Source organism: Pseudarthrobacter sp. GQ63, from assembly GCF_059758765.1.
In genome coordinates this window covers 40,731-55,217 of record NZ_JCAXEF010000003.1, presented here as the reverse complement: position 1 = coordinate 55,217, position 14,487 = coordinate 40,731, and the positions used below count along the sequence as shown (strand labels likewise).

The 14,487-nt window shown below is 66.8% G+C and carries 14 protein-coding genes; 7 read left to right on the top strand and 7 right to left on the bottom strand.

Annotated features, from left to right (window positions below; genetic code table 11):
• Positions 1-52 precede the first annotated feature (52 nt).
• From mnhG to AC6CHP_RS07450, 6 genes are read right to left on the bottom strand one after another with little or no spacing between them, the layout of a single operon-like run.
• Positions 53-454 carry a monovalent cation/H(+) antiporter subunit G gene (gene mnhG / locus AC6CHP_RS07475; protein ID WP_104188514.1) on the bottom strand — a complete coding sequence of 134 codons (402 nt, stop codon included), beginning with the start codon at positions 452-454 and terminating at the stop codon, positions 53-55.
• The gene (locus AC6CHP_RS07470; RefSeq protein WP_104188512.1) at positions 444-722 is read right to left on the bottom strand and encodes an MrpF/PhaF family protein; all 279 of its coding nucleotides are present in this window, start codon (positions 720-722) and stop codon (positions 444-446) included. The genes mnhG and AC6CHP_RS07470 overlap by 11 nt, the downstream gene beginning before the upstream one ends.
• A complete protein-coding gene (locus AC6CHP_RS07465) occupies positions 719-1,264 on the bottom strand; it encodes a Na+/H+ antiporter subunit E (protein ID WP_188731006.1) in 546 nt (181 codons plus the stop codon). The genes AC6CHP_RS07470 and AC6CHP_RS07465 overlap by 4 nt, the downstream gene beginning before the upstream one ends.
• Positions 1,261-2,865, bottom strand: a complete 1,605-nt coding sequence (locus AC6CHP_RS07460) for a Na+/H+ antiporter subunit D (RefSeq protein WP_104188508.1) — start codon at positions 2,863-2,865, stop codon at positions 1,261-1,263. Before AC6CHP_RS07460 ends, AC6CHP_RS07465 begins: the two co-directional genes overlap by 4 nt.
• Entirely contained in the window at positions 2,862-3,524 is a 663-nt protein-coding gene (locus tag AC6CHP_RS07455) for a Na(+)/H(+) antiporter subunit C (RefSeq protein WP_498228910.1), read from the bottom strand. Before AC6CHP_RS07455 ends, AC6CHP_RS07460 begins: the two co-directional genes overlap by 4 nt.
• Positions 3,521-6,592 carry a Na+/H+ antiporter subunit A gene (locus AC6CHP_RS07450; RefSeq protein WP_498228908.1) on the bottom strand — a complete coding sequence of 1,024 codons (3,072 nt, stop codon included), beginning with the start codon at positions 6,590-6,592 and terminating at the stop codon, positions 3,521-3,523. Before AC6CHP_RS07450 ends, AC6CHP_RS07455 begins: the two co-directional genes overlap by 4 nt.
• A gap of 195 nt (positions 6,593-6,787) precedes the next feature.
• Between AC6CHP_RS07450 and AC6CHP_RS07445 the strand changes: the two genes are divergently transcribed.
• The 7 genes from AC6CHP_RS07445 to AC6CHP_RS07415 all read left to right on the top strand — a co-directional run bounded on the left by AC6CHP_RS07445 (position 6,788) and on the right by AC6CHP_RS07415 (position 13,846).
• Positions 6,788-8,191 carry an MFS transporter gene (locus AC6CHP_RS07445; protein WP_377192983.1) on the top strand — a complete coding sequence of 468 codons (1,404 nt, stop codon included), beginning with the start codon at positions 6,788-6,790 and terminating at the stop codon, positions 8,189-8,191.
• 108 nt (positions 8,192-8,299) lie between these two features.
• The gene (locus tag AC6CHP_RS07440; protein WP_498228906.1) at positions 8,300-9,400 is read left to right on the top strand and encodes a Gfo/Idh/MocA family protein; all 1,101 of its coding nucleotides are present in this window, start codon (positions 8,300-8,302) and stop codon (positions 9,398-9,400) included.
• Positions 9,397-10,368 carry a DUF6807 domain-containing protein gene (locus tag AC6CHP_RS07435; protein WP_498228904.1) on the top strand — a complete coding sequence of 324 codons (972 nt, stop codon included), beginning with the start codon at positions 9,397-9,399 and terminating at the stop codon, positions 10,366-10,368. Before AC6CHP_RS07440 ends, AC6CHP_RS07435 begins: the two co-directional genes overlap by 4 nt.
• A 23-nt stretch (positions 10,369-10,391) precedes the next feature.
• Positions 10,392-11,126, top strand: coding sequence for a cupin domain-containing protein (locus AC6CHP_RS07430; RefSeq protein WP_498228902.1), 735 nt, complete (start codon positions 10,392-10,394; stop codon positions 11,124-11,126).
• Positions 11,123-12,169 carry a LacI family DNA-binding transcriptional regulator gene (locus tag AC6CHP_RS07425; protein WP_498228900.1) on the top strand — a complete coding sequence of 349 codons (1,047 nt, stop codon included), beginning with the start codon at positions 11,123-11,125 and terminating at the stop codon, positions 12,167-12,169. The genes AC6CHP_RS07430 and AC6CHP_RS07425 overlap by 4 nt, the downstream gene beginning before the upstream one ends.
• 9 nt (positions 12,170-12,178) lie before the next feature.
• Complete coding sequence (locus AC6CHP_RS07420) at positions 12,179-12,661, top strand: cation:proton antiporter regulatory subunit (protein ID WP_104188492.1); 483 nt, start codon at positions 12,179-12,181, stop codon at positions 12,659-12,661.
• Between the two features lie 6 nt (positions 12,662-12,667).
• Complete coding sequence (locus AC6CHP_RS07415) at positions 12,668-13,846, top strand: cation:proton antiporter (RefSeq protein ID WP_188730987.1); 1,179 nt, start codon at positions 12,668-12,670, stop codon at positions 13,844-13,846.
• A gap of 48 nt (positions 13,847-13,894) precedes the next feature.
• On the opposite strand, the gene dcd is transcribed toward AC6CHP_RS07415, so the two are convergent.
• Positions 13,895-14,470 carry a dCTP deaminase gene (dcd, locus tag AC6CHP_RS07410; protein ID WP_104188486.1) on the bottom strand — a complete coding sequence of 192 codons (576 nt, stop codon included), beginning with the start codon at positions 14,468-14,470 and terminating at the stop codon, positions 13,895-13,897.
• Between the last annotated feature and the right edge of the window lie 17 nt (positions 14,471-14,487).

Here is a 14,487-nt window from a genome sequence, read left to right as displayed (position 1 = left end):
CCAACCGGGCTGTTTCTACCGCTCCCGCTCGCGGGGCCACCCTCACCAGCACTCAGCCGTCGCCGGAACCGTCCTCACGGGCGGCTTTGGCGGCGGCTTTTTGCACCACGGCCTCCAGCTCGTCGGAGGTGAGGAGTTCGCGGTGCAGGTGCTTGGTACGGTAACCCGCACGGCCCACCATGTGCGCAGAGACCGGCACGGTGAGCAGCTGGAAGATCCAGGCCACCAGCAGCACGGGCCACACCCACCAGGTGCGCATCTGCAGTCCGATGGATGCCAGGAGCAGGAACAGCCCCAGTACCTGGGGCTTGGTGGCGGCATGCATGCGGCTCAGGAGGTCGGGGAACCGCAGCAGGCCGATGGCCGCCCCCAGTGACATGGTGGCCCCAACAATCATGAACACCGCGGACAGCACGTCCACCCAGGCATCCAGGCCAGTGGAATCAGGACTCATTGGGCTGCTCCCTCCGGTCTGCCACAAACCTGGCCACCGTCACGGACCCGATGAAGCCGATGATCGAGATGGCCACCACCAGCATCAGGTTGTTCAGGTGCCGGTTGACGGCCATGTCCACGCACAGGGCCCCACCCAGGATGGCCAGCAGGACATCCGTGGCCAGCACCCGGTCCAGCAGCGACGGGCCGCGGGAGATCCTGATGATGGCGCCGACGGCTGCGAGCGAGAAGATCACGGCGGTCACTGCCAGGACTACCTGCATCATGCGGCCGCCTCCGTTCGCAAAATCTCAAGCTCATCCCTGGTACCCATGATCCTGATCAGTCCCGCTTCGATGGACAGCACCTCGTTCTTCAGGTTTTCGACTTCCTGCGGGGAGCTGATGTTCAGCGCGTGCAGGTAGAGGGTGGATGTTGACCGGTCCACCTCAACCACCAGTGATCCGGGTATCAGTGAAATCACGTGGCCCGTGGCTGTGACCAGGAGGTCCTGGTGGCTGCGCAGGGTCACCGCCACAACAGCATTCTTCACCCTGGGACCCCGCCGCACGGCAAGGTACAGGAGCTGCATGCTGGCCATCACCACCTTGGCCAGGAACATCAGCGCAAAGGGAATGGCATACAGGATGTTGAAGCGTCCGCTGAGCTCCACCGGGGGAAGGTAGAACAGCCGTGCCACGGCAACTGACAACAGTGCCCCGAAGAGGAGGTTGCCCGGGCTGAAGTCCTGCCACAGGGCCCCCCAGACAATGACCAGCCACACCAGGAGCGGAAGCTCCTGGCGCAGTGAAATGCGCCGGCGGCTCATTTCCCTCCCCCTGCGGTAAGGACCAGTGGGACGTCGGTGTCCTCGCCCAGGACTGCCTGGATGTAGGAGGACCTGTCCAGCATGTCGTGCGCGGCCTGGTCAGAGACCATGAACAGCGGCCCCGCGAACACAGTCAGTCCGACGCCCAGGACCACCAGCCCGATGGTGGAGCCCACCATGGTGCGCGGCAGCAGGGTGACGGTGTTCGGTTTGGCTCCCGGCCCGGTAACGCGGGCGGCAGGCGTGGCCAGCAGCACAGGATCCGGGTGTTCGGCGTCGGAAGGCCTGCGCCAGAACGCACGGTTCCACACCCTTGCTACGGCCAGCAGGGTCAGCAGGCTGGTCAGCACCCCGCCGATCACCAGCACGTATGCCAGCGGTGTTCCCAGTTCAACGCCGGCCTGCATGAGCCCCACCTTCCCCAGGAATCCGGAGAATGGCGGGATCCCGGCAAGGTTCATGGCGGGCACGAAGAAGAGCAGTGCCAGCAGCGGGGACAGCTTGGCGAGCCCGCCCAGCCGGTCCACGGAGGAGCTGCCGCCCCGGCGTTCGATCAGCCCTGTGACCAGGAAGAGGGAAGTCTGGATGGTGATGTGGTGCACCACGTAGAAGACGGCCGCGCCAAGCCCCGCCACGGAGGACATGGCCAGGCCGAAAACCATGTAGCCGATGTGGCTCACCAGGGTGAACGAGAGCAGACGTTTGATGTCGCTCTGCGCCAGGGCGCCCAAAATTCCCACCACCATGGTCAGTAATGCGGCAACCATCAGCGGGGTGTTCAGTGAGTCCCCGGGGAACAGGAGCGTCTCGGTGCGCACCATGGCGTAGACACCCACTTTGGTGAGCAGGCCCGCGAACACGGCAGTGACCGGCGCCGGCGCCGTGGGGTAGGAGTCCGGCAGCCAGAAGGACAGCGGAAAAACGGCGGCCTTGATGCCGAACGCCACCAGCAGCATCACGTGCAGCAGCGTCCTGGTGCCCTGGTCCAGCTCACCGAGCTTGATGGCCAGGTCCGCCATGGTGATGGTTCCGGTGGCGCCGTAGACCATGGCGATCGAGATGAGGAACAGCACCGAGGACACCACGGACACCACCACATAGGTGACGCCTGCCCGGATGCGGGGTCCGGTGCCGCCCAGCGTCATCAGCACGTAGCTTGCCGTCAGCAGGATCTCGAACCCGACGTAAAGGTTGAAGAGGTCCCCGGAAAGGAACGCATTGGAGACGCCCGCCACCAGGATCAGGTAGGTGGGGTGGAAGATCGAGACGGGCGCATCCTGGTCGCCGTCGGCCATGCCCTGCCCGGTGGCGTACACCAGCACGGCAAGGCTCACCGCCGAGGAGACCACCAGCATCAGCGACGAGAACTGGTCCACCACCAGCACGATGCCCCACGGCGGCAGCCAGCCGCCCAGCGTTACGGCAAACGTGCCGCCGTCCCAGACGGAGGCCAGCAGGAGGCATTCCAGCAGAAGCGTGAGGGAGAGCAGGGCGATGCTCACCGCGCGCTGGGCCCGTGAATGGCGGATCAGCATGAAGGTCAGGGCGGCGCCCAGGATGGGAAGTACGACGGCGAGCGGGGCAAGGCTTGCGAGGTTCACTTTCCGCCTCCTTCCGGGCCAGGGGCCACATTGGTGGAGCCGGGTTTTTCTTCGGAGGCTGCCTGCTCGGCCGCCATCTCGCGGCCGCCGGCCAGCAGCGTTGTCCCGGCAGCGCCGTCGTTGGACGTGGCATGCCCGGCAGCGCCGTCCTGCGAGGTGCCGCCGCTCGAGGAACCCTGGCCGGAGGCGCCGTCGTCGGAGACGCTGTGGTTGGAGACGCTGTGGCCGTCGGTGCCCAGCATGGTGAGCGGGAACTCTGAGGTCTCGGCAGGGACCTCGGCGTCGTCCTCTGCATCGAAGCTCGGAGTCTCGGCAACGCGGAGGTCTTCCACGTCGTCCTGGATCTCGTCACGGCGTGCCAGCACCCACGTGCGGTAAATGATGCCCAGCATAAAAGAGGTGACGGCAAAGGAAATGACGATGGACGTCAGGATCAGGGCCTGCGGAAGGGGATCGTTGTAATCCCCGGCGGCAGTGTCCTTTGAGTACAAGGGCGCGAGCCCTGAGTATCCGCCGGTGGCCAGAATCAGCAGGTTGGTGGAATTGGCCAGGAGCATCAGCCCCAGCAGGACACGCGTGAGGCTGCGTTCAAGCACCAGGTAGATCCCGCAGGCGTACAGGGCCCCCATCACGATCAGGAGGGTCAGGTTTACGCTCATGGTTGGCCCTTTGCGGTGGTCTCGGAGGCGACGCCGTCAGGCCCCTGCTCCCGTGCGGACGGTGAGGCGGAGTCGTCGCCCGCGAATTCCTGCTCCTCGCCGGGAGTTCGGCCACCCACAGCGGAACGCTGTTCAAAGTGTTCATCGATTTCGGCGCCCAGGCTCCGCAGGACGTCCAGCACCAGGCCCACCACCACGATGTATACGCCGATATCGAAAATGGTGGAGGTGACGAATTTGATGTCGCCGAACACCGGAAGCCACAGCTCGATGATGGCGGTCTGGAACACCTGGCCGCCCAGCAGCAGCGGCACTGCGCCGGAGGCTGCAGCCACGGCCAGCCCGATTCCCAGCAGGGCACCGGCGCTCACCGGGGTGGCCTCGCGGAGCTCAAACCGCCCTCCGGCCAGGTACCGGATGGTCAGGGCCAGGCCGGCTGTCAGCCCGCCTGCGAAGCCGCCGCCGGGAAGGTTGTGGCCGGCCAGCAGGAGGTACAGCGAGAACATGATCATGGAGTGGAAGATCAGCCGGGTGACCACCTCGAAAATGATGGACCGGCGTTCGGGGGCCAGGGTCCGGCCGGCCACGATCCACGCATCCCGGGCAGACGCCGCGAACTTCCGGCTGACGGCCAGCGCCGCCGCGTCCCGGCTTCCCGGGTCAACCCCCCGATGGCGGCCCACGGTTCCTTCCGCAACGGTGGCGGAGTTGAGGATCCTGTCGCCGCGGCCGCGGACGAAGATGAGGCTCGCTACGCCGGTGGCTGCCAGCGCCAGAACGGTGATTTCACCGAAGGTGTCCCAGGCGCGGATGTCCACGAGCGTCACGTTGACGATGTTCAATCCGCCGCCGCCCTCGTACGCGAGCCGCGGAAATTCCAGGGACACGGGTGTTGCTATCCGTGCTCCCATGGCGTAAATCGCGGCGAACACCATGGTGACGCCGAAGCCCAGGCCGATGATCACGCGCACCACCCGGTACTTGCCGCCGGTCCGGTCGCGGAGCTCGGGGGGCAGGCTTCGCATCGCCAGCACGAAAGCCACCAGGATGATGGTTTCCACCAGCATCTGCGTCAGTGCCAGGTCCGGGGCACCCTGGAGCGCGAACATCAGGGCGATGCCGTAACCCGTGACGGAAACCATCAGGACAGCCAGGAACCGCTTGTTGGCCTTGACGGCTGCCAGGGCGCCGATCACGATGCCCGCACCCACCACGAGCTGGAGTGGGGAGCCGGGGTCAACCAGGTAGATGCCGTCCGGAAGCGGCTTTCCGGTCACCAGGATCACTGACAGGGGCAGGACGAAGGCGACGCTGAGGATGACGGCCAGGTAGTAGTACAGCGAACCGCGCTGCGTGCGTCCGGTGATCCACACCGCTGCGTCATCCAGCCCGCCGATGGTGTATTGGTACGCCTTGTCCCCGTCCACCCACGGCGGGACCAGGGACTGTGCCCGCGAGACTGCGTCGCGGCCAAAGTACATCGCCAGGCCCAGCGCGAACGTGAGGGCCGTCAGGCCGAGGGCCGGCGTGAAGCCGTGCCACAGCGCAAGGTACCCGGCCTGTTCAGCGGCCGTTCCGGCGTCGGGAGCGGTGGAGGCAAACAGGGCGGCGTACGGCTGGATCCAGGAGTCAACAGGTGCCGGCCACAGCCCGTAGACGATGGTCAAAAGGCTGAGGATGGCCGGCGCGGCGAGGAAAGCGGGCCTGATGGCCTTGAAGGGCGTGGGCTCCACGCCGGGTTTGACGGCAAATGCGCCCCACATGAAGCGAGCGCTGTAGGCGAAGGTAAGGATGGATCCCAGGACCAGGCCGGCCAGGACCACCGTGCCCCAAGGCCCGGCTGCTTCGTCTCCGGCGTGGTGGACGAAGGACTCCAGCACCGATTCCTTGGCCACGAACCCGGCCAGCGGGGGAACTCCGGCCATGGAAGCAGCGCCAATGGCGGCCACCACTCCGAGCGCGCGGGAGGAGCGGAACACGCCGGACAGCTTCCGGACGTCGCGCGTTCCTGACTGGTGGTCGATGATGCCCACCACCAGGAACAGGGTGGCCTTGAACAGCCCGTGGGCCAGGAGCATTGCGAGCCCTGCGAGCGCCGCGTCCGGCGTGCCCAGGCCCACCACCATGGTGAGGAAGCCCAGCTGGCTGACGGTGCCGTAGGCGAGGATGAGCTTGATGTCGGTCTGGCGCAGCGCCCGGTAGCCGCCCACCAGCGTGGTGGCCAGGCCCAGGCCCAGCACCACCGGCTGCCAGTACGCCGTTTCGGAGAACCCGGGCGCAAGCCTGGCAACCAGGTAGATTCCCGCCTTCACCATCGCAGCGGCGTGCAGGTAGGCGCTGACCGGCGTGGGCGCGGCCATGGCGCCGGGGAGCCAGAAGTGGAACGGGACCAGGGCGGACTTGGTAATGGCGCCCACCAGGATCAGTACGACGGCGGCGCTCACCATGGCGCCGGAGGCTCCGCTTGTGAGGGCGGGCGCCTGCTCCAGGATGCTTGAAATGCGGTAGGTGCCGGCCGTGTGGCCCAGCATGATGAGTCCCACCAGCATGGCCAGCCCGCCGGCAGTGGTGACCATGAGTGCCTGCAGGGCGGACCGCCGCGCAGCCAGCCTGGTGCGGGCGAATCCGATCAGGAGGTAGGACAGGATGGTGGTCAGTTCCCAGAAAATGAACAGCAGCAGCAGGTCATCCGCGGCAACCAGGCCGAACATGGCGCCGGCAAAGGCCAGCAGCTGCGCACCGAAGGCACCGAGGTCCTGGTCTTTTTTCTTGAAGTACCTGGCGCAATAAACCAGCACCAGCGACCCGACGCCCAGCACCAGCAGGGACATGACCCAGGCCAGCGCGTCCATGCGGAAGGCGAGTTCGAGTTGGAGCCCGGGAATCCAGGGGACCGTTTCGCTGATGGACCCCGTTCCGGCGTAGACCGGACCGTGCTGCAGCAGCAGCCATATGAAGGCCGCGGCAGGAACAGCTGCCAGTGCATAGAACGCGTTGCGGCCCCAGGCCCTGAAGAGGAACGGAGCCAGCACAGCCACCGAAAAGTGCACGGCAAGGACTGTTATCACTGGTATCTCCGCAACGTCAGGGATTCGATTGTCAAAGTTGGAGCAGGCGGTTCATTCGTTGGGTCCGGGAGGGTCCAGTTTATCAAGGCCCCGGCACCCGCCCCGCCCCGCAAGATGCCCCGCCCGGCGCGGAGCCCGGTATCCCCGGGGGTTCGCTCCGCCTCCTGTTCGCCACGGGCGGATACGATGCATCCTATGAACAGCGCCAGCGCTCCAGGGGCAACGCAGCCGTCCTCGGAACTTGAGTCCGGGAACCAGCGCACCAGCACAGGCCGCATCCTGGCGTGGGCTTCATGGGACTGGGGATCCGCAGCCTTCAACGCCGTGATGACAACGTTCGTCTTCACCGTCTACCTCACCTCCAACGCCTTCGGCGGGGAAGACCAGGCCTCGGCGGTCCTGGGAGGTGCGCTGGCAGTTGCCGGCCTGGCGATTGCCCTGCTTGCTCCTGTCACCGGCCAGCGCTCCGACGCAGGCGGCCGGCGCAAGCTGTGGCTGGGAGTCAACACGGCCGCCGTCGCCATCCTCACTGCCCTGTGCTTCTTCGTCTTCCCGCGGCCGGAATTCCTGCTGCTCGGAGTATCCCTGATAGCCCTGGGCAACGTGTTCTTCGAGTTCGCGGGTGTCAATTACAACGCCATGCTCGCCCAGATCTCCACGCCGCGGAACATCGGCAAGGTCAGCGGATTCGGCTGGGGCGCGGGCTACCTGGGCGGGATCGTTGCCCTGCTGATCGTCCTCCAACTGTTTGTCCAGCCCAGCTTCGACTGGTTCGGCGCGTCCACCGAGGACAGCCTGAACATCCGGCTGGTGGCTGTTTTCTCGGCCCTCTGGTTCTTCGTTTTCGCCCTTCCCGTGCTGTTCGCCGTTCCGGAGCTTCCCCGCGCCGCCCAGGCGAAGCGGCTGGGCCTGCCAGCCAGCTACGGGCTGCTTTTCCGCCGGATCAAGGCCATCTACGCCACCAGCCCCCACACCATCTACTTCCTGCTGGCCAGCGCAGTCTTCCGGGACGGACTGGCCGCCGTCTTTACCTTCGGCGGAATCATCGCTGCGGGAACCTTTGGCTTTGAGCTGTCCGAGGTCATTTTCTTCGCCATCTTCGGCAACGTCGTGGCCGCAGTGGGTGCAGTGCTTGGCGGCCTGCTGGACGACCGGATCGGCCCCAAGCGGGTGATCATCGGCTCGCTGGTGGGCCTCCTGGTTGCGGGCAGCGTCATCCTGGTGCTCGGTAACGGCGACTACACCTTCCTGGGCATGGCCTGGGCCGGCAGCACCACCTTCTGGGTGTTCGGGCTATTCCTGTGCCTGTTCGTGGGGCCCGCCCAGGCGTCATCACGCGCCTACCTGGCCAGGCTGGCCCCGCACGGCGAGTCCGGCGAACTCTTCGGCCTCTATGCCACCACCGGCCGCGCCGTCAGTTTCCTGGCACCAGCGCTCTTCACCCTCAGCATCACCCTGGCGGCTCCGCTGGTGGCGCCGGGCGAGGCGCAGCGCTGGGGCATCCTGGGCATCATGGTGGTGCTGCTCGCCGGACTGCTCGTTCTGCTGCCCGTCAAGTCGCCGGACCAGGCGCCCATCGCCGTCGTGCCTGCCGCCTGACATCCCGCAGGCTCTGCGTGGGGCTCCCCGCTGACCTCTTGACGCCTGATGTTATAGATCACATAATTGTGATCGATAACATGAATCCTTTCAATGACGAGGAGCACCATGACACAGGCCCAACATCGCCCCCGCGTGGGAATCATCGGCACGGGCGGCATTGCCCATGCCCATGCGGAGGCCCTGAAGCTGGCGGGCGCGGAGCTCGTGGTGGCGGTGGATATCGACCCCCATCGGGCAACAGAATTTGCGGAAAAGGTGGGTGTCGGCCAAACCGCCCCCACCCTGGCCGCCGCAGCGGAAACCGGACTGGACCTGGTCGCTGTCTGCACGCCGCCGTCGTCGCACGCCCCCGTGGCCCTGGAAGCCATGGCGCTGGGCATGGACGTGGTGTTGGAGAAGCCGCCCGCCCTGTCGCTCCGGCAGCTGCGGGAGCTCCAGGAAGCGGAACGCGCCACGGGCAGGCGGGTGAGCTGCATCTTCCAGCACCGCTTTGGTACGGGTGCCCGCAAGCTGGCGGACCTGCAGGAGTCCGGATCCCTGGGCAGCCCGCTCACCGGGTTCTGCAACACCCTCTGGTTCCGGGACCAGGCGTACTTTGACGTTCCGTGGCGCGGCCAGTGGGACGTTGAGGGCGGCGGACCCACCATGGGGCACGGCATCCACCAGTTCGATCTCCTTCTCCATCTGTGGGGACCCTGGCAGGAAGTGACGGCATTCGCCGGAAAGCTGGCCCGCCGGACGGAGACAGAGGACGTCTCCACCGCCATCGTGCGGTTCGAATCAGGCGCGCTGACCACCGTCATCAACTCCGTGATCTCGCCCCGGGAAACCTCCCAGCTGCGGTTCGACTACGAGCATGCCACCGTGGAACTCGAACACCTCTATGGCTACGACGACTCGAACTGGCGCTTCACCCCGGCACCCGGCCAGGAGCACCTCACCGCTGCGTGGGCGGACGGCCCGGCCAGCGCACCCAGCGGCCACTCCGCGCAATATGCCCGGATCATCGAAGCCGTCAGCACCGGGACCGTTCCGCCGGTCACGCTCGCTGATGCCTACCCCACCTTGGAGCTCGCCGCCGCAATCTACGCATCCGCGATCACCGGCAAAACCGTCCGCCGCGGCGACATCACTGAAGGAAACCCGTTCTTCGACCGTGCCGACGGCCGGCTGGAACCCTGGAAACTGGAAAAGAGCCACGCATGAGCACCGCCCCCGGAATAACTGCCGCCCCAGCCCCCGCCCACCAGCTCGGCTGGACGGACAATGGCGCCGCCGTCGAAATCTCGCTGGACGGTGTGCCCGTCCTTACCTACACCTACGCCGCCGACGATCCCCAGGCGGAATCGCCCCGGCCGTACTTCCATCCGGTCCGCACCAGGGGAGGCGACCTGGTGAGCGCCTACCGCCCGCACGACCATGTGTGGCACAAAGGCATCGCCTGGTCCCTGCCGCACCTTGGCCCGGACAACTTCTGGGGCGGCCCCAGCTACCGGCGCGGCCAGGACTACCAGTGGCTGCCCAACAACGGCGCCATGCGGCACCTGGAAACCACCAAGGCAGCGGACGACGACGGCACGTTCAGTTTTGCGCACAGGCTTCAGTGGATGACCCAGCAGGACTCGCTCGTGGTCGAGGAGGAGCGTTCCTTCCGGGTAGTGCCGGGGACGGACGCCAGCTACACCCTCATCTTCGACACCGCCATGACCAACGTGTCCGGCGAGGACATCCACATCGGTTCCCCCACCACGGAGGGCCGTGAGAACGCAGGATACGGCGGGCTGTTCTGGCGCGGCCCCCGCTCCTTCGCGGGCGGGACCATCATGGGACCCGGCGGCGCCACCGGCGAGGAGCTCCGCGGCGAGCAGGCCCCCTGGCTTTCCTTCGTGGGGCGGCACGATGAAACCTGCCGCTATTCAACGCTGGTGATGGTTGACGATCCCGGCAGCGTGCATCCGGAGCCTGAGTGGTTCGCCCGGTCAGAGCCGTTTGCCTGCATGGGCCCTGCCCCGTTCTTCAGCAAGGAAGTCCTGTTCCAGGCAGGAGCCACACTGCGTTTCCGGTACGGCGTTGTGGTTGCGGACGGCGCATCGGACCAGGACAGGGCGGAAGCACTGGCAACGGCCGCCCGCGGCATCCTGGTGGCTGCCCCGGCGTCCCCGGCAGGGACATGAACGGCCGGCCGGTGGACAGCCGGATGGACCAGCTCCCCCCGGCGCCGGGCTTTCCCGGCGGCACTGCAGTCACCGGGCTTCGGGTGTACGACTGGGAATCCGCCGACGGCTTGTGCGGCGGCTCCCCGCACCTCCACACGGTGTCTTCCGAGGCGTACGTGGTCACGGCCGGCAGGGGAGAGGTGCACACCATTTCAATGGGAGGCGTCCAGGAACACGGGCTGGCGGCAGGATCGCTGGTGTGGTTCAGCCCCGGCACCATCCACCGGCTGGTGAACAGGGGCGGCCTCACGCTCAACGTGATCATGTCCAACGCGGGCCTGCCTGAGGCCGGAGACGCCGTCCTGACGTTTCCACGCCGCATCCTCCAGGACCCGGACCTGTACGCGGCGCACGCCCTGCTGCCCCGGGATGCGGAGGAAAGCGACGTTGCAGCGGCAGTGCGGAAGCGGCGCGACCTCGCCCTTGAAGGATACGCCGAACTGCATACATCCGTGCTCCGGGAGGGCACTCCGGCGCTCCAGGAGTTCCACCGTGCGGCCGCCCGCCTGGTCCGTCCGCGCGTCGGGCAGTGGAAGGAACTCTGGGCAGCGAACGTCCAAAGCCAGGTCCTGGCAACGGAGCAGGCACTCCGCGAACTGGCAGACGGCTCGGCCGCGTCCCTGGCCGGGGCAGCGGTAGCCAGTTCCGAACAGCGCGCGGGTGAGGGGTTCGGTATGTGCGGGCGCCTCAGCACGTGGGAGGATTCCAGGCTGTGACGCCGTCCCCCGCCGAAACCCGGCCGCCGGCCCGTGCAGCAACGATCTACGAAGTGGCGCGGCTGGCCGGCGTCTCGCACCAGACTGTCTCCCGGTACATGGCTGACCGCTCCAAGCTGAAGGCCTCCACGTCGGAGAAGGTGGAACGGGCCATGGCGGAACTGAACTACTCGCCCAACCTCACCGCCCGATCGCTGCGGACCAAGGCTGCCTACCGGCTCCTGGCACTGGTGGCCGGATCCTCGCCCTACTTTCCGTCCCGGATGCTCAACGGCGCGGCCGCAACCGCCCGGGAAGCCGGATACCACCTGGACGTCGTCGCCCTGGAAGGGGCCGGTCCGGAGCGGACGGAGCGGCTCCGCCGCATCCTGGACGGCGGGCCTTTCGCTGGGGCGCTGTCCTTCGTGCCCATTTCCGGGACGGACCTCCTGCAGGCGCAGGAACGCATTCCCGTGGTGGTGGCCGGCGAGTATGACGACAAGATGCGCGGCCAGGGCCGCATTTCGGACGGCTCTGCGGCGCAGGCCATTGTGGAGCACCTTGCCGGCCTCGGCCACCGGCGGATCGCCCATATCGCGGGCCCGCAGGAATGGCCCGCAGCCCGCAACCGCCTGGCCGTTTACCGCAAGGCGGTGCACGACGCCGGGCTTGAAGACGGCGGGGTGGCCGAAGCGGAGTGGAGCGCCGCCTCCGGATACGCCGCCGCGCAAATCCTCCTGGCCAAACCCGCCTTCACTGCCATCTTCGCCGCGAACGACCACCTGGCCATCGGGGCCATCCGTGCCCTGCACGATCATGGCCTCAGGGTTCCCGCCGATATCAGCGTCGTCGGCTGGGACGACCATCCCGAATCCGCTTTCCTGGTCCCGTCCCTGACCACCGTCCACATGGACCTGGAGGCCCAGGGCAGCCGGGCCATGGAACAGCTGCTCGCAGCGTTGAGCCCGGGAAGCGCGCCCGCTCCGGAGCCCGGTCCTCCGGGCATGCGGCTGGTCCTGCGGGAATCCTCGGGGCCCGCCCCCAACCATGGCCAGGCAGACTAGTCTGGAACCATGAACGTGGACGAAACCAACCTTCCCGGTCTGGGCCGGCGCAAGGATTTCATGACCGCCTCAGGCCGCCGGATCGGCGTGGTGGAGCGGCGCGAGGGCCAGACCGAACTCATTGTTTCGGCCTGGGATGATCCAGACACCTGCCAGGCATCCATACCCCTCACCACCGAGGAAGCAGCCACCCTCGGCAATCTCCTGGGCGGGCAGCACCTGGCCATGAAACTTACAGAGGAGCACAAGGACGTGCCGGGAATCGTCACCCGGCAGTTCTCCATCGCTCCGGACTCCCCCTTCCAGAACCAGCCCATGGGCAAGGCGTGCATCCGCACCCGGTGCGGCGTCTCCATCGTGGCGATCATGCGCGAAGGCGAGGTGCTCCCGTCGCCGGGACCCGACGTCGTCCTCCATACCGGCGACCTGCTGGTGGCAGTGGGTACCCAGGAAGGCCTCGACGCGGCGGCCGATATCCTGCGTCACGGATAGGGCGCCATGGACCCGTTGGCCCTGACCCTCATTGAACTGGGGGCTGTTGTGTTCTGCCTTGGCCTGTTGGCCAGGCTGGCCGGACGGGTCGGAATGTCCCCCATCCCGCTCTACCTCCTGGGCGGACTCGCGTTCGGTGCCGGCGGCATCGTCAAGCTCGACGGCATGAAGGAATTTGCGCACGTCTCCGGTGAGATCGGGGTGATCCTGCTCCTGCTTATGCTCGGGCTGGAATATACCGCGACGGAACTCTTCACCGGACTGCGCCGCTCCTGGCAGGGCGGCGTGCTGGACCTGGTCCTGAATTTCCTGCCCGGTGCTGCCCTGGCCTACGTTCTGGGCTGGGGCGGGGTGGGCGCCATGGTGCTGGGCGGCGTCACCTACATCTCCTCATCGGGGATTGCAGCCAAGGTCATCACCGACCTGGGCCGGATAGGCAACCGGGAAACACCGGTGGTGCTGTCCATCCTGGTGTTCGAGGACCTGGCCATGGCCGTCTACCTTCCCGTGCTGACCACCATCCTGGCCGGCGTCAGTTTCCTCGGCGGACTCACCAGCGTTGGCATCGCCCTGGCAGTGGTGAGTGTGGTGCTGATGGTGGCGCTGCGGCACGGGCACCACGTGTCCAAGGCCGTCCACAGCGAGAACTCGGAAGTATTCCTGCTGAACGTGCTGGGCGCCGCGCTGCTGGTGGCCGGGATAGCCTCGGCCATGCAGGTTTCCGCCGCGGTGGGTGCGTTCCTGCTTGGCATCGCAATTTCAGGCGCGACGGCGCACAACGCGACGCGCATCCTCGAGCCGCTGCGCGACCTGTTTGCCGCCATCTTCTTTGTGGCGTTCGGGCTCAATACGGATCCCGCATCCATCCCGCCGGTCCTTGGCTGGGCCTTGGTGCTGGCCGTCATCACGGCCGCCACCAAAATGGCGACGGGCATCTGGGCGGCCAAGCGCGCCGGCATTGCGCGGCCCGGCCGCCTGCGCGCCGGAGCCACGCTGATCGCACGCGGTGAATTTTCCATCGTCATTGCGGGGCTGGCAGTTGCTTCCGGGGCGGTCCCCGGCGAACTGGCGGCGCTTGCGACCGCGTATGTCCTGCTGATGGCGGTTGTGGGTCCGCTGGCCGCCCGGTTTGTGGGGCCTGTCAGGGCCGCCCAGCCGCCCGCTGGCGTGGCCGCCAACGCCTGAGGCCGCCGTTGCCCCTGCGTGGGCCCGGGGCGAGCGCTTCGCTGCCTGCTAAATCTCCGTGCGGTGGAAGTTCAGGTGGCTGCGGCTCGCGGTAGGGCCGCGCTGGCCCTGGTACCGGTTGCCGTACTCGCCCGAACCATAGGGATGCTCCGCAGAGGACGTCAGCCTGAAGAAGCACAGCTGGCCAATCTTCATGCCCGGCCACAGCTTGATGGGCAGGGTGGCCATGTTGGACAGTTCCAGGGTTACGTGGCCTGAGAAACCGGGGTCGATAAACCCGGCCGTGGAGTGGGTCAGGAGGCCCAGCCGGCCCAGGGAGGACTTGCCTTCCAGGCGCGCCGCGATGTCGTCCGGCAGCGTGACGGTCTCATACGTGGACCCCAGGACGAACTCGCCCGGGTGCAGGATGAAAGGCTCGTTCGGTTCCACCTCCACAAGCCGCGTAAGCTCCGGCTGTTCCTCGGCGGGGTCGATGTGGGCGTACTTGTGGTTATCAAACAAGCGGAAGAACTTGTCGATCCGAACATCCACGGACGACGGCTGGACCATCGCCGGATCGTACGGCTCGAGCACGATCCGCTGGGAGTCTATTTCGGCACGAATATCGCGGTCAGAGATCAGCACCGTCCCAAATTACCGTA